20 protein-coding genes are annotated in these 22,027 nt (G+C 45.3%); 18 read left to right on the top strand and 2 right to left on the bottom strand.

Annotation, left to right across the window (positions count from 1 at the left end; all coding sequences use genetic code 11):
- The first annotated feature begins 571 nt into the window (after window positions 1-571).
- The gene (locus ACWHX8_RS11550; protein WP_447968276.1) at window positions 572-1,603 is read left to right on the top strand and encodes a TylF/MycF/NovP-related O-methyltransferase; all 1,032 of its coding nucleotides are present in this window, start codon (window positions 572-574) and stop codon (window positions 1,601-1,603) included.
- Window positions 1,604-1,753: 150 nt separating this feature from the next.
- On the opposite strand, the gene ACWHX8_RS11545 is transcribed toward ACWHX8_RS11550, so the two are convergent.
- Window positions 1,754-2,854, bottom strand: coding sequence for a methyltransferase domain-containing protein (locus tag ACWHX8_RS11545; RefSeq protein ID WP_447968275.1), 1,101 nt, complete (start codon window positions 2,852-2,854; stop codon window positions 1,754-1,756).
- A gap of 536 nt (window positions 2,855-3,390) precedes the next feature.
- Window positions 3,391-4,185: an FkbM family methyltransferase gene (locus ACWHX8_RS11540; RefSeq protein WP_447968274.1), complete on the bottom strand. Its 795-nt coding sequence runs from the start codon at window positions 4,183-4,185 to the stop codon at window positions 3,391-3,393.
- 563 nt (window positions 4,186-4,748) lie between these two features.
- Between ACWHX8_RS11540 and tnpA the strand changes: the two genes are divergently transcribed.
- The 17 genes from tnpA to ACWHX8_RS11455 all read left to right on the top strand — a co-directional run bounded on the left by tnpA (window position 4,749) and on the right by ACWHX8_RS11455 (window position 21,952).
- Entirely contained in the window at window positions 4,749-5,180 is a 432-nt protein-coding gene (tnpA, locus tag ACWHX8_RS11535; protein ID WP_447968273.1) for an IS200/IS605 family transposase, read from the top strand.
- A gap of 536 nt (window positions 5,181-5,716) precedes the next feature.
- Window positions 5,717-6,403 (top strand): FkbM family methyltransferase, encoded by a 687-nt coding sequence (locus ACWHX8_RS11530; RefSeq protein WP_447968272.1) that lies wholly within the window; start codon window positions 5,717-5,719, stop codon window positions 6,401-6,403.
- Window positions 6,404-6,862: 459 nt separating this feature from the next.
- A complete protein-coding gene (locus ACWHX8_RS11525; RefSeq protein WP_447968271.1) occupies window positions 6,863-8,149 on the top strand; it encodes a glycosyltransferase family 9 protein in 1,287 nt (428 codons plus the stop codon).
- Between the two features lie 8 nt (window positions 8,150-8,157).
- Entirely contained in the window at window positions 8,158-9,258 is a 1,101-nt protein-coding gene (locus tag ACWHX8_RS11520) for a glycosyltransferase family protein (protein WP_447968270.1), read from the top strand.
- The gene (locus ACWHX8_RS11515) at window positions 9,255-10,328 is read left to right on the top strand and encodes a glycosyltransferase family protein (RefSeq protein ID WP_447968269.1); all 1,074 of its coding nucleotides are present in this window, start codon (window positions 9,255-9,257) and stop codon (window positions 10,326-10,328) included. The genes ACWHX8_RS11520 and ACWHX8_RS11515 overlap by 4 nt, the downstream gene beginning before the upstream one ends.
- A gap of 17 nt (window positions 10,329-10,345) precedes the next feature.
- Window positions 10,346-12,163, top strand: coding sequence for a CgeB family protein (locus ACWHX8_RS11510; RefSeq protein WP_447968268.1), 1,818 nt, complete (start codon window positions 10,346-10,348; stop codon window positions 12,161-12,163).
- Window positions 12,164-12,265: 102 nt separating this feature from the next.
- The gene (locus tag ACWHX8_RS11505; RefSeq protein WP_447968267.1) at window positions 12,266-12,490 is read left to right on the top strand and encodes a four helix bundle protein; all 225 of its coding nucleotides are present in this window, start codon (window positions 12,266-12,268) and stop codon (window positions 12,488-12,490) included.
- A 185-nt stretch (window positions 12,491-12,675) separates the two neighbouring features.
- A complete protein-coding gene (locus ACWHX8_RS11500; protein ID WP_447968266.1) occupies window positions 12,676-14,331 on the top strand; it encodes a glycosyltransferase family 9 protein in 1,656 nt (551 codons plus the stop codon).
- Window positions 14,315-14,848 (top strand): hypothetical protein, encoded by a 534-nt coding sequence (locus tag ACWHX8_RS11495; RefSeq protein WP_447968265.1) that lies wholly within the window; start codon window positions 14,315-14,317, stop codon window positions 14,846-14,848. Before ACWHX8_RS11500 ends, ACWHX8_RS11495 begins: the two co-directional genes overlap by 17 nt.
- Window positions 14,849-15,092: 244 nt before the next feature.
- Complete coding sequence (locus tag ACWHX8_RS11490) at window positions 15,093-15,920, top strand: flagellin N-terminal helical domain-containing protein (protein ID WP_447968264.1); 828 nt, start codon at window positions 15,093-15,095, stop codon at window positions 15,918-15,920.
- A 76-nt stretch (window positions 15,921-15,996) separates the two neighbouring features.
- Window positions 15,997-16,437: a flagellar protein FlaG gene (locus ACWHX8_RS11485; protein WP_447968263.1), complete on the top strand. Its 441-nt coding sequence runs from the start codon at window positions 15,997-15,999 to the stop codon at window positions 16,435-16,437.
- A 106-nt stretch (window positions 16,438-16,543) separates the two neighbouring features.
- Window positions 16,544-17,932: a flagellar filament capping protein FliD gene (gene fliD, locus ACWHX8_RS11480; protein WP_447968262.1), complete on the top strand. Its 1,389-nt coding sequence runs from the start codon at window positions 16,544-16,546 to the stop codon at window positions 17,930-17,932.
- 26 nt (window positions 17,933-17,958) lie between these two features.
- The gene (gene fliS, locus ACWHX8_RS11475; RefSeq protein WP_447968261.1) at window positions 17,959-18,351 is read left to right on the top strand and encodes a flagellar export chaperone FliS; all 393 of its coding nucleotides are present in this window, start codon (window positions 17,959-17,961) and stop codon (window positions 18,349-18,351) included.
- A gap of 7 nt (window positions 18,352-18,358) precedes the next feature.
- Window positions 18,359-18,679, top strand: coding sequence for a hypothetical protein (locus tag ACWHX8_RS11470; protein ID WP_447968260.1), 321 nt, complete (start codon window positions 18,359-18,361; stop codon window positions 18,677-18,679).
- Window positions 18,680-19,248: 569 nt separating this feature from the next.
- Entirely contained in the window at window positions 19,249-19,536 is a 288-nt protein-coding gene (locus tag ACWHX8_RS11465; RefSeq protein WP_447968259.1) for a hypothetical protein, read from the top strand.
- 132 nt (window positions 19,537-19,668) lie between these two features.
- The gene (locus ACWHX8_RS11460) at window positions 19,669-20,274 is read left to right on the top strand and encodes a PilZ domain-containing protein (protein ID WP_447968258.1); all 606 of its coding nucleotides are present in this window, start codon (window positions 19,669-19,671) and stop codon (window positions 20,272-20,274) included.
- The gene (locus ACWHX8_RS11455) at window positions 20,180-21,952 is read left to right on the top strand and encodes a CsgG/HfaB family protein (protein WP_447968257.1); all 1,773 of its coding nucleotides are present in this window, start codon (window positions 20,180-20,182) and stop codon (window positions 21,950-21,952) included. Before ACWHX8_RS11460 ends, ACWHX8_RS11455 begins: the two co-directional genes overlap by 95 nt.
- The last annotated feature ends 75 nt before the right edge of the window (window positions 21,953-22,027 follow it).

Raw genomic sequence — 22,027 nt, 5'->3', positions numbered from 1 at the left:
AAGAACGAATATGTTACATCGTTGTGTTATTCAATTGGTGAGATTGGAAATCCTTCTTCAAACCTTTCTTGGCATTGCTTCTTTACGAGAATGCTAGCCGGATGAAGAGTTTGATCTCTTATGTGCAAATCCTTTGGTTTCTGTTGGTTCTTATTTTTCCGGTATTAGGTAGATTTTTTCTTGAGCTGGTACGAGATGGGAACAAAATAACAAAGATTGCTCCAGAAAAGGAGTGACTGTTCTTTGTTCGGCAGGAAATTTTATAAAAAGATGTCAAGGCGACCCCTACTTGCTGGCCTCTAACTTGAGTAATCATCCTCGTGCGATGCTTGCGAGTCATTTATATGCCTGTGAGGTGATGAGCTCTGGTTGCTATGGGCCTCTTTCTTTTCTGATTCAGAATTGGGTGAAATATTTGCAAATTGTCGGGACTCATCGTGGGGAACATCGCGTGCATCTTGCGGAGATGTTTTCTGGAATGTGTTGTCACGTATTGAAATGATACTACCTTCCATGTCTTTCTTTAGAATGGGTGAATGATCATTTTCGGACCTAGGAGATATCGGAAATAATGGAATTAAGATCAGGCACAGTATTGAGTCGATATTTACATGGATCAATGGATCTTGCTCTTTATGATCTATATGGCACTTCCCTATCTGCCTTTTCTCAAAAAACGACACTGCGTGTCGCCGTTGTCGGTGTAGATACTTCTTTATTTGACAATGTAGAAGCCATACATGACTTTGGGTTAACGATTAAGGGATATTATGCTGGAAATCCTGCTGACATCTTTCATCCGAGCAAACCAATCCAAGATTTACAGAGCTCTGAGTACGATCTGTTAATTGTTGGAGCGATGTCTTTGTCTGAGGAGATCGCTTTACTTGAAAAGCTGGGAGCACATTTTTCTGACCATAATCAGCTAAGCTGTCCTATCCTTCTCATGAGGCGGTTGTTGACTGGAGTGAAGGGTGCGCTTGAGAAAACCTCTAGGTTAGAAACATGTTTAAACTTTCGTAAACTTAGTCTTATTGCTCATGCGCTATTGGCAACCTACGATGGGTGTATTCTTGAATGTGGAGCCTTTCGAGGTGGAACCACCGTGTTTATGGGGAAATTGCTGAATGAATGGGGTGATACTCGGAAGATCTATACGTGTGATACCTTTGAGGGTATGCCGATTCCTACTTCATCTGATCAAGAAACAATTTATCAAGCTGGTCTCTTTACAGAGACTTCATTAGAAGGCGTCTCGCACTATGTCCAAGAACAAGGCTTAAACCAACAGGTCACGTTGGTCAAGGGGCTTGTTCAGGATACATTGCCGAACGTGTTGCTAGGAGAGCCACAAGTCTCATTTGCATTGGTTGATACCGACCAATACCAAGGAACTCTGTCAAGCCTCAAGCTCATCGTTCCGAAGCTTCAAACGAATGGTATAGTGCTCGTTGATGATTATAATGTCGAAGGAGTCAAGAATGCCGTTTCCGAAATACGTGAGCAATATCCTCAGGTAGGCGGCGCGGAGGTGTCCATGAATTTTTATATGCTTTGGAATCGTACCAATCGATACTTTTTGTCAAGCTGTCAGGTCTGCTAATGCCGATATTCTCTTTGGTATATATGCCTTCCTATCGTGTGTCGTTCAACACACTATCTTAGGCTGCACGCCTTCAGTGCTTCTTTCTTATCTGATCGACATGTCTTTTCTTGTAGGGTATTCGCAATTTGTGTATGAGTGCGATTGCATTCAGATCTGAATGATCCTATCTTGCACATCACGTTTTTGGGCTTCGAGTAATGTATTCAAGGCTTCGTAGGTTGGTAGGGCTGCAGTGAGTTTCTCAAGTGTTATCCGTGCCTCCTTAAACTTTCTTTGTTGAATGAGCATTTCCACCGTGCGGGTCCATTTTTCAAGACTGTCAGGATCTTGTTCCAGTAAGATCTTATAGGTTCGTAGCGCTTCCTCGTTTTGACCTGCGTCTAGGCATTGTTCGGCAAACCAAATATACATCCGCGTATCGAGTAAAGAAAAAGCCTGAACGCATTCAATTTCCAGCCAGTTGCTGTTCTTCTTTCGAATCACATCTCCTGCTTTTTTCGCAAGGTAGAACTCAGTATTGAGTTTCATCGAACGACTAGAGCCGTTCCATGTATCTTCCACATGTGCGATATGCATTTTTGCGCTGTGTGAGTGATGATGATTCGGCTGGATGTTATTGGGTTTCGCTCTAGTCTGTGTGCTTGAGTTTATTTCGTTCTCACCAATTATCTGAAATCCACATCGCTGAAATTCTTTTACAAGCTCGTCGGTACTGTACTGTCGCATCGAAATCGTATCTTCTAAGGCCGTATCACGAGAAACACCAATTGGAATCTGAAAGGCCAGATATCCATGAGTGTTGAGTACCCGATGACTTTCCTCTAAATATCGTGCAAATACAGGTCGAGGCATATGCTGAAAGGCGACAAATGAATACACCAGATCAAAGGATTGGTCCTGAAAAGCCTGTAGGTCAACTCCAGATGTTTCTAATGTCTCGACATTGTCCAATCCATCCAACCATTTCTTACTTTGGGTAATCATTTCCCCGGAAACATCGATGCCGACAAGCTGTTGAAAGTGAGAGGCAAGTGGTTTGAGGACACGGCCGATCCCGCAACCAATATCCAGAACCGTCCACGAGGGGGAAGAGTAGGCGGCGACGCGAGATAGAAGGGCCTTGGCCGTATCCTCTCCGGATTGTTTAAATTGGCGGTCATTATGAAAATTCTCAGTCGCAACCCAAAATGGAGCATGGTGCGTTGCCCGACGATTCCACTCGCGCTTCATTTTTTCAGCAATATTCATGGATGTACTTTTTCTCAGTGCAAGGCATGCGTATGCGTGCGGTCATCATTTCGAATTGATGTCATACGTAGATTTGTTGCGTAAGGGCAAGGACGGGTGTATGACTGTGTGCTCGTACCGTTCAAACGGTGCAAGAGTATTGCTTTCTCTTTCTTTGTGACGTTCCCTGGACTACAGTGTGTCTTTCATCCTTGGCGAGAGACTATACAAATTAAAGAAGTAAGCAAGAACCACTGACAACGTAAGTTATAGCCGTTCCAATTTACTTCCGTCTGTACGACGTGTGTTGTTGCGCTGTGTACATGATGTACATTCGGTTGGAAGTTATTTGGTTTCGCTATAATATGTCGCATCTTCTTCAATTGGTATGACTTGGAGGTGTCCCCGTCCCCATTCTTTGTCGTGGGTCCTTGTATGGTTTTCTGATTGGCATCCAAACTCTGGGGGAGGACTGCAAAAGAAAAATTGTAATCATTGATGAATTGTATAGCGAGAAAAGTTCAGTAGAGAAAATCCGAGTGGTTTCGAGTAAAGCTTTATGTCAAGAGTGGAACAGCTTCAGATAATGGCATGAAATGCGTTGTGTGAAAAATTTGCCTATCTCTTTCTCTTTGTATTGCAAGAACATTGGTATGGAAAGGTATCGTAGACAATAATTCGTCATCAGAAAATTCCAAAAGGGATTTGACTAAATTCTCGTTTGAAGAATTAAGAGTATTTTCCCATGAATAGGGTGGGGCCCCGAGAAACTTTGTGAAGTCTGTTAAGTAAAGGGTGTATCCAAAGTCTCTGAGAGTTTTTAAATGTTGGGGAACTTGGTTTTTCCATTTAGTGAGTCCAAATTCAAATAGCACCGTAGGGTGAAATCGACCGAGAGTCTCACGCATTCCTGAAATCACTCGGTCCTCTGCACCTTCTACATCTATCTTAACGAAGTCGGGAAAGACTTCAATTTCTTTGCAAAAAAAGTCTAAAGGTATAGTTTTAACTTGAAAGTTTCGCAAGTTTTGACCAAGGCGGTCAGACGTGGCTAATTCAACACAAATGGTGGATGCCTGGTCATGGATTTGATCGTTCCCAGAGTACAAGGCTGCTTGACCTAAACTGTCGCTCACAGCATAAGAAAAGGGGAAAATGTTACCCAATGGGCAATGTACTGCAACATCTTCAAGATGAGGATAAAGGTCGGGATGTGGTTCGAAGCTATAGACTTTTCCTGTTTTTCCTACCATGCCGGAGAAAAATCTAGAATAATTTCCCTTATGCCCTCCAATATCTAGAACAATGCTACCTTCGGATAGTATCTTATTGAAAAGTATGAAATGGTCCATGCGATATTTCTTACTTCCGTATTGCCTACATATTGATAATGCGTTTTGTTCTTGAAATAAAGATCCCCTCAGCAAGCTACGGGGGAATAGCAAGTTTAGAAGCAATTAACATGCCTCTTTATTGAGTGAGTTCCTGGATAAAGGTTTCTTAATTTGTGGTGCTCTCTATTTCTCATGCAGCCACGAACTGAGTCAAATAGCTGGATTGATAATCTAGTTCGAGCTGCGTTGGCGTTTTATCAATTAACGCCGAATGGTGATACGTTTCGTTATAATCCCTGACCAACTGGGTTGTAGGTTCTTGCAATTCTTGGTGGCTTCTCCATTCTCACGACAAGACAAATTTTCCTTCAGGGTACGCATCAGCCGTAGGATGTGCCTGCGATCTTTGGAATCGTATGTGTTGCTATCGCTTGTCAAGTTGTTAGATGTGCGAACACTGGTCTTTTTCAAAATTCTTTCTCTATCTCGTCACTAAAATGCACTTGGAAGCCCCGCCCTTTGGGCGGGGAGGAAAAGTGCAGCCGGCCGGGGGCCGGCCCAGGTTGTGATACCATGGGCCTATGCCCGTTCAACGGACAAGCCATGCGGTTTACGACACGAAATACCATCTGGTTTGGGCACCGAAATATCGCAGGTGGATTCTTCGGGTTGATATCCGACAACGGGTGGAGCAGATGTTGCGGCAGATTGCCGAAGACTTTGGCTTTGAGGTGGTCGAATTGGAAGTGGCGAAGGAACATGTCCATCTGTTTCTGAATTTCCCCCCTCGGTACTCGATTGCCAAGGTTGTGGGAATCTTGAAGAGCATTTCAGCCGGCCAGCTATTCCGCGAGTATCCGGAGTTGAAGAAACACTTGAGGAAGCGCGAGTTTTGGGAGGATGGGTATTTTGTTCGGACGGTGGGAGATGCCGTGACTGCAGCCGTTGTACAACGCTATATTCGGTACCATCGCCATGAAGAACACGAAGCGTCGCAACTCAAGTTGTTTTAGAGAGGAGTTTAGAAAGCCCCGTCCTGTGGGCGGGGATGTTTACTTCTAATTTTTCTCCCTCCTACGGCTGTGTTTTTTCTTCTTCCTTACGTTCTCTTCTTGGTATATCGCTTTCTGGCTTGTTCTCAGAAGAAATTAAAGCATTTACCTGAAAGTGCCGACAACTAAAAAGAATATGCCATATTGTCTTGCTAGCCAACGGTTACGATTGGGAGATTTTCTTCAAACCTCACTGGCTATTTTCTTTTTAAAGTCTCGCTTTCCCGACGATCAGTTTGATCTATTATGTGTCATGCTATGTATGTCATTAGACATATTCTTCTATGGCGTGTGGCATGTCCTGTCTTGAGAGGGGGATGAATGGGGAATTTCACGAAGACTAAGAGAGAAGTGTTTTGAGGGAGACAGTGAAATCTGTATTTTACTTCTTATATAGGTAATATTTCATAGGTATTAAATTTTTATAATGACCGCATAGTTTATGCTGGTTTAACTTTCAAATATCTTTTCCCATATAGATAAAAGGAGAGAGAGTTATGTATGAGGACTGCATTAGAAAATTTATTTCAGAAAATGTCAGCCCCGGCCATACGGTCTTTGATATTGGTGCAAATCAGGGACTGTATACGAGTGAAATGGCTGTTAGGGTTGGGCATTCAGGAACCGTGCATGCATTTGAGGCTAATCCAGCGATGGCTCAAGTTCTTGCCCACAACAATTCCGCCAAAAATGTTTTTGTTCATCCTATAGCGCTTTCCGCTGATGAGGGTATACGCAAGTTTTATATTGATATACGTGAAGGGGTAGGGGCTGTGGCTAGCTCGCTGAACGTTTTGGACGATCTTCATGAAAAAAAATTGGTAAAAGAAATCTCTGTTCAAACATCAACCATCGATCTGATTTGTCAGCGCAATAATGTGATGCCAAATTTCATTAAAATTGATGTCGAAGGACATGAGTTAGAAGTATTCCGTGGATCCGTTAACATTATCAACAAGTATAGACCAGTGATGGTCTTCGAGTTTTGGGAAACATGGTGGGATAAAGGTATTCGACATATTTTTGAGTTTTTGGCTCAGAGTTACAAATTGGTTCGACTGCAGGACGGCAAAGACGTGGAGAAATTCTACTATGAGCAGAAAAGACATGATGTCGTGGATATTGGTTGTCTTCCTTTACAACAAGCACGTCATCAACCAATGAACCTTCAGTACCTAATTTGAGTCAACTTAAACATCATCTTATCCAGTGAGCCCTGTGCGTACTTTTGATAGCCTTATTTATGAATGTTACTAGGAGTCCTTGTCTGAACTCCATGTTTGCCTTCATGCATACTTGATGTGCGCTAGCTTCAAATTGCCTTATATTCACAACTATTTTCAATAGTTCCGTGCCCTGGAAGTTCAACTCCCCACTGCAAGTTATGAGATACCCCTTTGAGGTTTTCCGTTTGAAAAAGGGTGAGATGTGATTTGCCATCTCGACTATTGCCCTTCAATCTTCTTTATTTTGCTTCGAGGTTTCTTATCTGAAAATGCTTTTAACTCCTTTCTGATATTCCCTGATTCAGGGGAGATCGTCTTATGATTTCTACACTTAAGAAGCCGGTTATTCTTCGCAAGGGGAAAGGGGTACAAACAAATTAAAGAATTGAACAAGAATGGCCGACAACATCAAGGAACATGTCCAAGCGCCTCATTATTCAGCTGGCAAGATTAGGAGACTTTCTCCAATCTCTACCGACTATTGCCTCTTTGAAGGCTAACATTCCCGACGATCAGTTTGATCTGTTATGTGCCGCACCCTTGGTTCCCCTAGGTGCTTTTTTCCCAGCTGTTGGGCAAGTTTTTCCTTGGGATGGTGATGAGTGGGGCCAGATTGCCAAAAGTTGGTCGCATAAGAGGGAAAATGCTCTTGCAAAGGCGTCAGATTGCTTGAGACGGTGTCAGGCTGGATCTTACTCGCTGGCCTATAATTTGAATAATCATCCTCGTGCGATGCTTGCGAGTCATCTATATGCAAGTGAAGTGATGGGCTCCGGTTGCTATGGTCCTCTTTCTTCTCGAGTTCCCAATTGGGTGAAATATTTGCAAATTCTCGGGACTCATCGTGGCGGAAATCGTGTGCATCTTGCCGATGCATTTTGTGGGATCTGTGGAGTGAGGCCTCCGACTAGTATTCCAATGCTAACACGTGTAGACAGAGAGCCCCCCATGGGGCTCAGCAGCTTTTTTTCTGACAATGATATTCGTGTGGCACTTGTTATCGGTTCTGGTGATGCTGATCGTCGGATTCCTCTTCAGATGTGGGACGAATGGATTCGTACATTTCTGACAGCCTGTCCGGAAGGGCGAATCATGCTCGTTGGTGGAGCCGGAGAGCGGCAGTTGACCAATGCCCTTTTGGATCGAATTCCATCACTGTATTTGGGACGAGTTTGGAATGCCTGCGGGCAGACATCTCTTCCGCACTTAGCGAATATATTATCTCAGTGTGATTGGGTTATTGGTTCCGACACGGGGCCTCTTCATCTAGGTGTAGCCTGTGGAGCCAAGGTACAAGGTTTCTATTTTTCTCGTGCGCGAGTGCATGAAACGGGACCCTATGGACACGGCCATTGGGTATGGCAGGCGGACCAGCAAGTGAAAAATGAAAAGTTGAAAATGGAAAATTCAGGTTACGATACTACACAACAGACTAGTGAAGGTAGTCTGAGGCCGGAATTGTGGCCTGTGCAAGAAAGCGTTGAGTTGTTGTTGACTGAAACGTGTGTAGCCATTCCAGAAAGATGGAGTCTTTGGAAGAGTCAACACGATGAGTGGGGTGCACATTTTGTCCAATATCCAGATTCGAATAGAGAGTCTGGTGGTTATCGTACACAAATTTGGAAAATACTCAATGGACGGAATGTGGATTGGGACTCTGTGCATGAGCTGATGGGGCTATCGGTTTCGGCTCACGTTTCATAATGCGTACTATGAAGATTTTGTTGTTAGGATTTCCTGTGTTGAAGAAGGCCTTTCTTCAATGTGGGCATGAGGTGCTGACATGCACAACAGATCAATGTGGAGATATTTGGATTGAGGAATTTCCTGTGTCTATTGATCACGTGCTCCAATCATTGCCGCGTGGATGGAGTCCTGACCTTGTGTTCTTAATGGACGAGAGTACGGAGCCTATGTTTTTGCGCTTAGAACGTCTCGCTATTCCAACCGCATGGTACACAATTGATGCGCACCTTCATTTACATTGGCATAAAGCCTACGCAGCAGTATTCGATTTTGTATTTGTGGCACAGAAAAATTATGTGTTGGATTATACCTGTGATACCTCACGCCAGGCCGTGACGTGGTTACCGTTATTTTCTGACCTTGAACGAGATTGTCATTGTGCATTACCCAAAATCTATGATCTGAGTTTTGTAGGTGTCATCAATTCGACGTGGAAACCTGAACGGAGTCGGTTGTTAGAGGCTGTGGGTGTACGAATCCCTCTGTTTACCACCACCGGAGAATATGTGAGTGTCTTTAACCGTTCGAAAGTCGTGTTGAATGAATGTGCAGCCAATGATGTAAATTTTCGTGTCTTTGAATCGTTGGCATGTGGAAGCTTGCTGTTGACGGAACATGTGGGAAATGGTTTTGATGAATTATTTCAAGATCGAAAACATTTAGTCATGTACGATCGAAGTAATATCAATCAAATTGTCGAGTTAGCGCAATACTATGCTCATCACAAACAGGAGCGAGAGGATATTGCCTATGCTGGGCGACAGGTTGTGCGCAATTCCCATAGTACGGTGCATCGAGCGCAAACTATTACTGAGATTATTCAAACGTCAAACGCACATATGTTCGTCAGTTCGAGACAAGCAAAATTGTCAGAAGTGTACGAGCGACTAACATACGTGTATGAGCATGCTGCTGGTATCTATGAAGTTGCGAGTCAACGATATCAACGGTCTGCCTTGCAATTTCGTGAGTGTGTGCGAATACAAATGACGTATCAAAACGTTCGAAGAGACGTGCTGCAACGTTTAAGCGAACATGTACAATGTTCGAGTGCGGTCAGTTTATGAACATTCTGCTGCTTGGGCTTTCTGTTCTGAAGGAAGGATTTCAAGCATGTGGTCATGATGTCTTAACGTGTACATCAGACAATACTGGTGATGTGCGGCTGCCTGAGTTTCCAATTGAGATCGATCGTGTGCTACAGGATTTGCCGCATGGATGGGATCCTGACTTTGTATTATTGACTGATGAAAGCACCCATCCCCTTTTCTTAGGTTTGGAACACCTTAATGTTCCTGTCGGGTGGTATGCGATCGACTCTCATCTTCATCATCGTTGGCATAAAGCCTATGCAGCGGTATTTGACTTGATATTTGTTGCGCAACGAGACTTTGAGTCTCTGTATGTGCGAGATGAATCGAGGCAGTGTGTCCGTTGGCTTCCCTTGTTTTCTCTTTCTGATCCGACACAATCAGTTCAACCACTTAGAAGGCACAATCTGAGCTTTGTCGGGACGAATAACTATGCTCTGAATCCATTACGGCATCGTCTTCTCGAAGAATTACAACAGGTCTATCCACTGAATGTTGAAACGGGTGATTATATTTCAGTGTTTTTACAATCGAAAATGGTGCTTAACCAATGTATCGACAATGATGTGAATTTTCGTACATTTGAGGCGATGGCATGTGGTGCTCTCTTGTTGATGGAACGGGTTGGAAACGGGTTGAAAGATTTATTTCAAGATCGGGTTCACTGTGTGCTGTATGAAAAAGGCAACATCGAACAAATTATAGAGATAGCTGAATACTACATGTTACATGAAGACGAACGTATCAAGATTGCTGCTCTGGGTCGCTCAGAAGTGTTGTCAAAGCATACAGGGGTTCATCGAGCTCAGACCATTTTAGATATGCTTGCAGCTATTGATCGCCAGGCTGTTCTTCAACAGCGGAGAGCTAGGCAAGGTGAAATTCTCTTTTTACTAGCACCGGTCTATGAGTACGCGGCTTCCCGTTACGTTGAGAGTGCAACGAGTCGATTCTTGAACAATCAGTCTATGGCTTCTCAAGCGACGGCTGTGGCTGAGAAGTTTCGACATGCCGGTCTTCAGATTCATCATCGGCTAGGTATGTAAGAGCTCTAGGATACTCTATGAATATAGTACAAAAAAATCTGAAGCTTCTTCGTGTGCATGATCCTATTCTTGCGAATAGGCTCAAGGACGTGAATGGAGGAGTGTTGAAGGTATTGACTGCCAAAAACGGTATGCCAACAGCGCAGGTTCATGAGCAATGGATTCATAGTGCCTATGATCCCTGGAAGGAAGCTCAAGCGTGGGCAGAACATGCAGTTCTCGAGCATCGTTCAGGAGAGGCTTTGCTGACCATTGGTGTTGGCCTCCTCTATCACGTCGAAGCCTTAACGCAGATCCTTAGTAAGGAAACACAGATTCTTGTTTTAGTGCCAGACCTTGGTGAGTTGCTTGACTTACTGACGGTGAGGTCTCTTGCAGGATGGGGTGAACAGATACAGTGGTTATGGGGTGATGCCGAGGATCTGGCTGATCGTGTCAGTCAAGCGTATTCTCGAATCCGTTTTGTCCGTCATGCCCCTTCTGCTGTTCTTCATGAACCGTATGTCAGAGCCTTTCAATATGCACTTCGTGAACGAGTATCCTCGAAACAAGGAGGAAAGCTGCATGTTGCCGTCGTCGGACCAATCTATGGGGGGTCTCTATCCGTGACGAACCATGTGGTTCCAGCGTTGGAAGCTCTTGGGCACCGGGTAACATGGATTGATCATTCGATTCACTATCCTGGATATAAAAATTTAGAACGTCTTCGCGACCAGCAGTTGCGAATGACCATGCAGAGTAAATTTGGCGATACGCTTGGAGTCGTGAGTTTGGCCCATATTGCTGATGATCCACCAGATCTCGTCCTTGCGATGGCACAAGCGCCATTATCTATGCCTGTCTTAGAGCAACTTCGTAAAAAGAACGTGGTGACGGCCATGTGGTTTGTAGAAAATTTTAGACATTTAACCTATTGGCAACAAGTCGCGTCTGGATATGATTTTTGGTTTGTGATGCAACAGCAAGCTTGTATTGATGCGCTCACGCATGCCGGCGCGAGGCAGGTTTCCTATTTGCCGCTCGCGGCGAATCCTGCCATCCATAAGCCTGTCACGAGTCGTTTGGAAGAACAAGAAGAGTTTGGCGCCGACGTTTCATTTCTTGGGGCTGGCTATCCGAACCGACGACAGTTACTTCAATCATTACTCAATCAAGATTGGTTATTCAAGCTTTGGGGCAACGAATGGGAGAATCCAGGTCCATTAGGTGTTGCTTTACAACGAAGCGGGGCACGAATCGATTCAGAAACCAGTGTCAAAATTTTTAATCACACAAAGGTCAATATCAATTTACATTCGTTTACTGGGCATGGGTTTGATCCTGATGGAGATGGAATTAATCCGCGTACGTTTGAACTTGCTGCGTGTGGGGCATTTCAGGTTATCGATACCCGAACGCTGTTATCTCAACATTTCGACGAGACGATGCTCGCAATTCTTCAAAAGCCTGAAGACCTTGTGCCCACAGTACAAAGGTATGTTTATGACACGGATGAACGGCAAGGCATGGCCGAAGCCTCGCGGCAGCATGTCTTAGCCCATCATACCTATGTGCATCGAATGGAGGCATTGCTCGGGACGGTGGGTCTTCATATGCCGGATCGTATAGGGGAAGTGTTACGAGGTGATCGGAGTACTGATGCCTTAGTGGCGAAATCCAAAAGCAATCCGGAGTTAATTCCAATGGTGAACGCTCTTCCACATTCTGATCGTGTGGAATTGCAAGATGTTGCGGCGAATATCAGGGCCAAAGGTCCGACAGCCGTGTTAAGTCGAGATGAATTGTTGATCCTGATGATGGACGAGTATCGACAAGAGACGCGGGATTTTGTGTGAAACTGCAAAATTATCAATGCAAAGTGTAAATTGAAGAGTGTAAAGAAAAAACTCAACGTGCAAAATGAAAATTGAAAAATAGAGGAAGTACTGAGAGTTAAGTTGAAAAACCAATTACCAGAACGGTTACTAGACTTTGGAGTGAGTATTATTGCCTTGAGTTCTCAAATGTGGCGATCCGCTGTGGGACGACATATTGGCTTTCAGCTACTTCGCTCTGCCACTTCGTCTGGAGCGAACTATGAAGAAGCTTGCGGTGCAGAGAGCAAAGCTGACTTTATTTATAAGATGCACATAGTGTTGAAAGAGCTACGGGAGTCTCTATAGTGGTTGCGACTTATTGAAAAGGCTGAATTACGTACAAACAAACACGTTTTGCCTCTTAGGTTCGAGGCGCAAGAACTTGCGAAAATTATTGGAAAGTCTCTTGTAACAGCTAAGCAACGGACAAGAAGACACTGAAGTTGTATTTGATGTTTTCCATTTTGCACTTTGTATTTTGAAACTTCCTGATGCCTAAACAAGTTCTCATATTAAATATCACTCGCATGGGCGATTTGATCCAAATGACGCCGTTGTTGAAGCGATTAGAATATGAGTGGCCTGGTGTGGCGATCGATTTGATTGTCGATAAAGAATTTTCTGAGATCGCACAACTTCTTCCGGGAATACGGCATGTTCTGTCATATGACTTTCAAATGTTAATAGACGAAACGCGTGTACGAGCTCGAGACTTTGTGTCGATGTATGATGAGATGGCAAGATGGGCTAAACCTTTAGTTCAAAATGGATACGACCGGGTCATCAATCTGACATTTAATCGGCGTAGTGCATACTTAACTGGTTATGTTGGGGGTTCCGATATTCGTGGATTGACGACCGCACCCGATGGGAATGTGATCGTCAAGGATCCTTGGATGGCCTATTTTCTCGATATGCATACCTATAGAAGGATCAATCGCTTGAATTTAGTCGATGTGTATGCCCTTGGTGGAAGTGGCACCGGTCCGTACGAGTCAGTGGAACTGAAACGGCAGGCTTCTGATTGTGAATGGGCACGTGTCTTTCTTGCGGCCTCGGGGTCCCCAGCCTATTGGATTGGCGTACAAATTGGAGCGAGTGACGTCATGAAAGCCTGGCGTCCTGAGTATTTCGGTCAGACGATGGCGCTAATCAGTCAGCAACTCAATGTTGGATTTGTGTTAATTGGGAGCAACAAGGAATTGCCAGTCGCCCAGGAAGCCGTCCAGGTCTATAAAAAAACTGGAGGCTTGGCGCCACTCTGCTACGCGATTGGAAAAACAACCATTTCACAACTCGTTGGCCTTTTATCCCAGTGTGATTTAATGCTGACTAACGATACTGGACCAATGCATGTTGCCGTCGGCGTGGATGTGCCTGTCGTCAATGTGTCTGTTGGCCACGTTGATTTTCGAGAGACTGGACCGTACGGACCCAAGCATTGGGTCATCCAGCCAGAGATTGAATGTGGTCCATGTGGATTCGACCAAGTCTGTTCCCATCAGAGTTGTAAAGAACGACTTCTCCCGCGGAATGTCTCAGAGGTGTGCGTCCATGCATTGGGGAGAGGCGCGTTGCCGGCTTTCTCGCTCGGAATGCGAATCTATGAGTCTGCTATCGATCCGGATCAACTGGGAACCTATCATCTTCGCGTTGGCACAGAGCCTCGTCTGTATCAATGGTACGGAGATTTTTGGAGGAAGTTCTGGTTTGACACCTGTGCGGGAACGCCAAGTCGAATGCACATTTCTACCGATCATCCCCAAGATTTTGAGCATGTACAAGAGATCTTTGTACGATTAGAGCCGATGCTCACGGCTCTTTGTGATCATGCTGATGAATTTGTGAGGCTCACGTCTTCCAAGCCATTAGCCGTTGATCGTCTAAAAGCATGTCAGGAGCGTTTAAATTGCCTGGCGCATGAGGCGAGAAAACTTGGACGAACGTCACTCGCCTTTACCCCAATCACCACAGCATGTTTTCGAGATACACATAATTTACAGCAGCCCGATCTTTCGGGGATGGCCCGTGAACATGCGCGAGCCTATGCCAAATGGCGTCATCGTACATGGGATGTCGCAGGGCAGTTAGGCCTTAATCATACATCAGCACTAGCAAGGAGGATGGTACATGCAAGTACAACTTGATGAAGAAGTGTGGGAAATGGCTGATACCGCCAAGCTTGAGGACGTGATCGCGCGTGTGAGTGATACGGCACATGCCAGAGGGTGCTTGGTGACAAATTTACAGGTCGGGTCACGATCATTGACCGATCGTGATTTAGTTCCGTCGATTCTTTCGCAAGTGGCAGGACCATTGGGAAATGTCGTCGCCACGAGTCAGCCGCTTCAGTCAATTGTCGAGAGTAGTGCATCCAGTGCTGAGGAATATGGTCGTGGGTTGAAGGTTGATGCGGAAAAGTTAGTGCAAGCGTTTCGCCGCGGAGAAAAACGGTTTCGACAACTCGATGATTGGTTTGGACGGCTAGCTGATTATGTGGAATGGGTTGAGCTTGCGAGGGCAGTTGAAGACGCTGACGTCCAATCTCCGTCGATGGTGAGTTGGGTGCAAAAGGTGGTGGCCGCTCGTGAACGCTCAGATATGATTGAGATCGCTGACCTCTTAGAGTTTGAGGTTATGCCACGTTTGCCCAAGGCTCCATGAATCGCTTACAGATATATTTTAAGGAAAAAGAGTTGATTCAATGTATGAAATTCTTCTGTGTTTGTGCGTGTCTTTTATGTGCTTGCAGGAAATCCTCAAGTCTTTGCCGTGAATTCCGATAGGTATGATCGAAACCCAAATTTGATGACTCATCTTGGGAAAGGAAGGTTGGGGATACATTTATCATTCACGAAACTTTAGAGTACGGATACTCTGAAGTGGCACATTATCAAGGAGGATTTTTATGGCACTTGTTGTAAACACAAACATTGCATCTCTTAATGCTCAACGGAACTTAGAAACGAATACCAATTCGTTGAATGGTTCTGTGGCTCGTCTTTCTTCCGGTCTCCGGATTACCCGAGCAGCTGACGATGCTGCTGGTCTGGGTATTTCAGAAACGCTGCGTGCACAGATCCGAAGTATCAATCAGGCTGCTCGAAATGCAAACGACGGTATCAGTCTTTTGCAAATTGCCGACGGTGGCGCCGCCAATGTCGGTAACCTTCTCGGACGACTTCGAGAATTGGCAGAACAGTCAGCCAGTGGTATTCTCGGGTCCACTGAACGGTCATACTTAGATCAAGAGTTTGTCGCATTGCGATCTGAAATCGACCGTATTTCATCGGTGACAGAATTTAACGGTGTGAAGCTATTGAGTGGAGCTGATAATAATAGTCTTTCCATTCAAATCGGATTCAGAAGTTCTGCGAATGATACCTTGTCGATTCAATTGGACGATCTCAATACCGCTCAGCTTAACTTGTCGACCACGAACGTCTCAACGGCTGATTCAGCGTTGAGTGCTTTGGGAAGCATTGACAGCGCAATTAGTGCTGTGGCCAGTGCTCGTGCCACGATCGGTTCCTTGCAAAATCGAATTGATGCGGCTGTTCAAAACTTAGCAGTGGGAGGTGAAAACCTTACGGCTGCCGAGTCTCGTATTCGGGATGCTGATATTGCGTTAGAGACATCAAAGTTTGTCAGAAATCAAATTTTAGTGCAAGCTGGAACGTCGATTTTGGCACAGGCCAATACGTTGCCTCAGCAGGCTCTTGCGCTATTGAATTAATAGAGATGAGGAATAGAGCAAGGCCGCATGGCGGCCTTGCTCATTCTACTCCGTTTATTCACGGAGGGAGGATATTATGATACAGAGTGTTCCGGAACCTACATCGGCTGTGTTGTCTATCGGGCAAGGCGTACGAGACCGTTCTGGAGCCAAGGCGACTGCAGATCTGAGCGACGTTCAAGAAAAGAAATCATCACTTCAATTATCTTCTGCGTCGAAAGATCGTATAGGTGCTGTAGGAGCGGAAGGTGCTTCAGAAATTCAAGATGCTTTAGACACGCAAGGCGTGTTAGGAAATCAGGATCTGAAAGAACGAGTTGCACAGATCCAAGATACTCTTAATCAGATCGATTCTCATGTACAATTTTCTGTCGAAGAAGAATCGGATCGCGTGGTTATCAAAGTCGTTGAACGGGAATCAGGAGAAGTGATACGTCAAATTCCTTCTGAAGAGGTCTTGCGTGCTCAGCGATTTTTTGATGAACATTCAGGGATTCTTCTTGAGGAAGAAGCGTAACGAGTTACAATCCATCAACTATTTGTCGACGGTGTGGTTACAGTCTAAGGTAGACTTAAGTTTTTTTAACATGCAGGATGCACCAACATGACAGGGAGCGTTTAATATGGCTGTAAGCTTTGGAGGACTAGGAAACGGAGTCGACTTTGGGCAGATTGTCGAATTTCTTGTTCAAGCTGAACGTTTACCCATTGATCGGTTGACAGAAAAAAAGCTGGCGTCACAAGAGAAGTTGACAGATTTTGGGACGTTAGGGACTAAACTCCTGACTCTTCAAAGCGCCGCGAATAGTATTCAAACTCGTATTAGTTTTGATAAGACGAAGGTCGATGTCAGTACTGCCAGTGCTCAAAATGTCTTGACGGCCTCTTCTTCTTCAACGGCCACAGCTGGGACTCATACGGTGACAGTGAATCAACTGGCCACCGCTCATCAAGTGTCATCCAAAGCGTCAACAACCGTCGCGTCGACTGATACAAGCATTGTGGGTGGTGGGGGTGGAACGTTCACCTTTTCGGTAGCTGGTGGGGCTGCGCAGACTGTGAATTTAGAGGGTGACGCCACACTAGATGATCTCAAGAATGCTATTAACGATTTAGGGGCAGGGGTCAGTGCGTCCACGCTCAATACCGGTAGTGAATCCACGCCTGCGTATCGGCTTGTGTTAACGGCCAATGACACGGGGGCAAGCAATGCCATTTCGATTACCACAGATAGCACCTCGCTCGACACCGTCACGACTGGGGTTGATACTTTTCAGGGAGCGTTAGATTCTGAAATCGTTCTTGGGACTGCAGGTAATGATCAGGTAACGCTACAGCGGTCATCCAATACGCTTTCCGACGTGATTGCAGGAGTGACCTTAAACCTTCAGGGTGTGGATGCGACGAATCCGGTGACCATTTCCGTTTCCCAGGATACGGAGGCGGTAAAAGAAGGTATTTCGTCACTTGTTGAGGCCTATAATGATGTTGTGAAGTTTATTGATGAACGAACATTTTTCAATGAGGAAACAAAAGAACGTGGCATTTTCGTCGGGGAATCTCTCACTCGTAACGTACTCGACAAAATACGTGGAGCACTTTCTGGACAAGTGAGTGGCTTGTCGACCATCTCGTCCGCAGGCCAAATTGGATTTCAAACTCAAACGGCTGATGGGACGATCGTGCTCGATGATGCTGCTCTTGATGCGCGATTGGCTGATTCTTTTGATGAAGTGCGGGAACTCTTTATCAATAATCCAACGAATGGGACCTCTGGCATTGCCGATCGTTTGCTGGATGCCGTTGATGCTTTAGATGATATCGAATTCGGCGCACTGGCACTACGGCAGAATTCACTCACGAGCGAGATTGATGATTTCGATGATCAAATAAACGTTCTCGAAACACGTATTACTCTGTTTGAAGAGCAGCAGCGGATCAAATTTGCGAATCTTGACGGATTGTTATCCAGCTTGCAGTCGCAGCTTGATAATTTGAATTCGTTAATATAATGACAACCTAGGGAAGGGTCGGTAGTATGATACAAGGTGCTCAACTCTATGCCAAAACTCAAGTGCAAACAGCGTCCTCTGTGCAAGTTGTTGTCTTACTGTATGACGGAGTGATTCAGTCATTGAAACTTGGACAGGAAGGTATTCGAACCGACAACCGGCAAGATAAGGCTCGATTTCTTGACCGTGCGCTTGCGGTTGTCAATGAATTGTCTGCTTCTCTCGATATGGAGAAAGGTGGCGCCATCGCAACTGATTTACGCCGTTTGTATGAATATGTTCAATATGAACTGACGCAAGCCAATTTGCATCACGATGCCACTCGCTTGAATGGTCCTATACGATGTTTAGGGGTCGTTCGTGAGGCTTGGGTTGAATTAGCGCGACAAGGCGCAATGGCTGAAGCAGTTGGAGTCTAAAGAAACGATGACATCACGCGTTTCTCAGCATCCTATCGAACTTTTGACCCAAGAAGCACTGCACTCATCTGAGTCCGGGAATTGGGATGATGTGGCTTTGCTGTATCAACGTCGGGCGCAAGAATTTGTGTTCAATGAACTCCCTACCACGGTGGTAAAACGGCTTATTGCTATCGATCTCGTCATTCAAGCGCGCGCGCGGATAGTTCAAGCCGCCACGCAACAACGTTTGGATGATATGCAGGAGCAAAGTCGAAAGTTACGACAGCGAAAACAAAAATTGACCTATTCAAACTCAGCAGGAACTCGATTTGTGAGATCTGCCTGATTGGTGTGAGTCTCTCGTGAAGGCCAATCGTCTCTCAATTCCAACTATACAATTCTCTCTACCGTGTTCCGACTTGTAGCATAAAATACAATGTACACGTTTCGGACCTCCCTGGAATCCTTTTCCCTGATAGCTTTCGTTGTATTTCAATTACAGAACACGATTGCGGGTGCGTCAAGAAGTTGACGCTGTCGGTCAGTTGAATCAACACCTTTGTGGCAAAATTTTTCTCAATTCTTCCTTTTTGTTCTAAATAACTCCCTTTGTATTATATGAAAAAGTATTTCTATAGTCGTTTTATATACCTCCCGCTATAGTCGATTCAAGGAATTTCAGCTATAGCCGTTCCAATATATTTCCGTCTGTATAACGTGTGTTTTTGCGCTGTGTACATGATGTAAATTAGGCTGGAAGTTATTTGGTTTCGCTATAGTTGAGACATTGTACCGCGTGGAGTACGTGGTATTTTCTTGTTTGGAGTGTATTGAGATTCGCTATGGTGGTATGACAATTGCTTTTTAGAAGTTGAAGTTACGGTCAGTTCAAATTACAAATACCCAACACGGTTTATGCACAACAGCATTCTTCCTTCAACCTCTTTTGCGCAAGATAAGGCATCGACGTCACATGATGAGCGAGAGACCTTCAAACAGCAGGTCCATGTGTTAGCAAATAAGTTATTGCCGATTACGGTATTTGCTCAATTGGCTCTTCGACATTGCAAAGATCCACAGGTCATCAAGTATTTAGAGAAAATTAATGTATCTGCGGAAGAGGCTCGGGTGATTGTCAATCAGATTCAACAGTTTGAGGAACACGATATTCCGTTATCAACGACGGAAACTTCAACGTCATAATGGGGTGCGCCGGTACGAGTATCCTGTCTCTCGATTCTCGGGTTGTTTTTCTCAAAAGCTTGTGCTCCTGTAACGAAACTATGTATCAAAAAATCGTGTGATATGTTGATCTGAGATTTTAAGAGGCCATATATGAGTAATTCTGATAGTGATGAACGTCGAAAAGACGTTCGTGGGTCTATCAATGCATGTGTGAATGTCGACCTGCCTTTAGCGCTTTCCTACGAAGCTGTTGAGCCGAGTGAAGCGCAAATGGCTCAGTGGCAGTGGGAGGAGTTGGCTGTCTCACCGGACTTGGTTCGAGCGATGGTTGATGAAAAGGATCTCACCATTAAAGATCCGCTTATGCTTCAGATGTTAACTCGCATCGATTGGTTATTGACATCGGTCCTCAAAACCCTCGCAAAGGAAAAGCGGTTAACGAATAGCATTCCGCAGTTTATGAATGTCAATCTCAGTGGTTCAGGCATCCGGTTTAAGACAGACAAAGAATTTCCACTTGAGAGTTCGCTTGTACTGCGACTGATTCTTCGTCCGTTTGTTCCCATTCAGGCTATAGGGAAAGTCGTGCGAACGGGTCGTGTTGAAAAAGGGGATGAAGCCTATTTTGAAACGGCTGTTCAGTTTACTGAGATTTCTGAAGATGATCGCGAGGCCATTATTCGCCATATCATCCGCTCGCAGGCCATTATTCAGCGTCACCGTCAGAGTCACCCTCACGGATGGGTCGCAAGTTAAGGCAGTCTTGGGTAATCTTGTCGTCCTGCTTGTCCCGGTTCTCCTCGGGCTCTTGAGTTGCTCGACCCCTCCAAATGTTGAGTCAGTATCAACGTCTCCTCCAGTTCGCGTTCAACAACTACCTCCACTCTCCCTTCCTCATTCGTTAGGTATTCTGCCATTTGATTTGTATAGTGATGTTTCACAGTGGGAATGGTTACGACAAGGTCTTCCCGACATGCTCGTAACAGATTTAACGCTCGCAACAGACATTCATATCATTTCTCGTCAATCGCTGGGAGAAGTTTTACGGGAACAGTGGATTCAGCATCGCGGCATGACGGATCCTGATTCGACTATCAAACTCGGTCAGGTTAGCGGGGCACGTTACCTATTAAAAGGGAGTGTGTATCACCTGAATGTGCAGCTGTCGGTTGAAATGCATCTTCTTGATGTGGAGCGAGGTGTGGTCGTTCGTGCAAGTCGAGTGACGGGAACCGTTGATGATGTTCCAGCTCTCGAACGGGATTTGTCTCAAGAAGTTGGAGAATTTTTTGGTTCCCAGGCAGCTTCAAATGTCAACATTTCTATTGAGCCGGATATTGAGCCAGTGCGTACTCCTTCCTTTAATGCTGTCGTACGAGAAGATGTCGATGCTGTTCACGCTTCAGATCTCGGTTACAATCCTCAGTCTCCGGTATTGGCGAGTGATGTGCCCTTACGTCTTGATCGAACGCGGCGACTGCGAGAAGAGGCATGGTTATTTGCCGATGAAGTGTGGCGTCGAGGTTTCGTCATTGAGCTTGGTGTTCCCCATGACTTTTGGAATCTTTTGCGTGATGATGCAAAAAAACAAGATGACAAGAGTCTGTGGCTTCCAGTTTCATCATCCTTTTCTCCTGACAGACTGCGTGACATCCATCGGAATTTGAAGTTTTCTCGTGTATCCGACATGAATGAAGAACCTGCAAAAGGGAAACTTGTGTGGGAGGCCGAGGGGAATGCGCCTCGTTTATTTGCGGAACGATTCCGTGCTCCCCGCCGAATCTTTGTGCGGGCGATTTCTCAATCCGGTGAGGTACTTGCCGTGACGTCACCCTGGTCTTGGCGAGTGGATCAAGCGATTGAAGTTGACGATTCTGGAGTCATACGCGTGTTACTTTTACCGGAACCAATGATCGTTGGGAACGCAGAATTTTCCACGAAGATGTTAAGTCGACATCGGAGAATAGACCATTTCGATGCGCTTGTGGTGTCTGTGCCAGAAGAGCGTAGACTCGTCTCTGTCGAAGTATTCAAGCCTGGCAACGTGAAATCTCAAGAAGGTCACATTTTCGAACAACAGCGGGTAGCGGCAGAACGCAATTTGAAACATTGGTTCTTGGGAAATTGGAGCCCCCCAGTCACCGAGTCACGTCCTGTGCAAGGCTACCTTCCGGGAAATCGTCGTTCAATTCACTTACGTATTCGTGTAGAAAAGGGAATCGTCGAGGATATTCAATTGACTCGGGAACTTCATGAGGACGTCTTGCAGGCTGATATGGAGCGTCTGATGAGTCAATTGCTTGGTGATTGTGTGTATGATTGTCACGGCGAATCAGGTGAAGGCGTTGAGGCGATGGATGTCTTTGCTGCAAGGGTTCAATTAGATTTACTGAAGGACCTCCATCATGTCGGGCTTGGAGAAGTCGTACCGTGAACGAGAAATGTCTCTGTTGAGATCTCTTATCTTCTTCCGGATAGTCTCCACTTTCCTTTCTTCTCCCTCGTGATA

The sequence above is a fragment of the Nitrospira sp. M1 genome, from assembly GCF_965152605.1.
The sequence above is the reverse complement of the archived record's forward strand: the minus strand, read 5'-3'. Positions and strand labels throughout refer to the sequence as shown.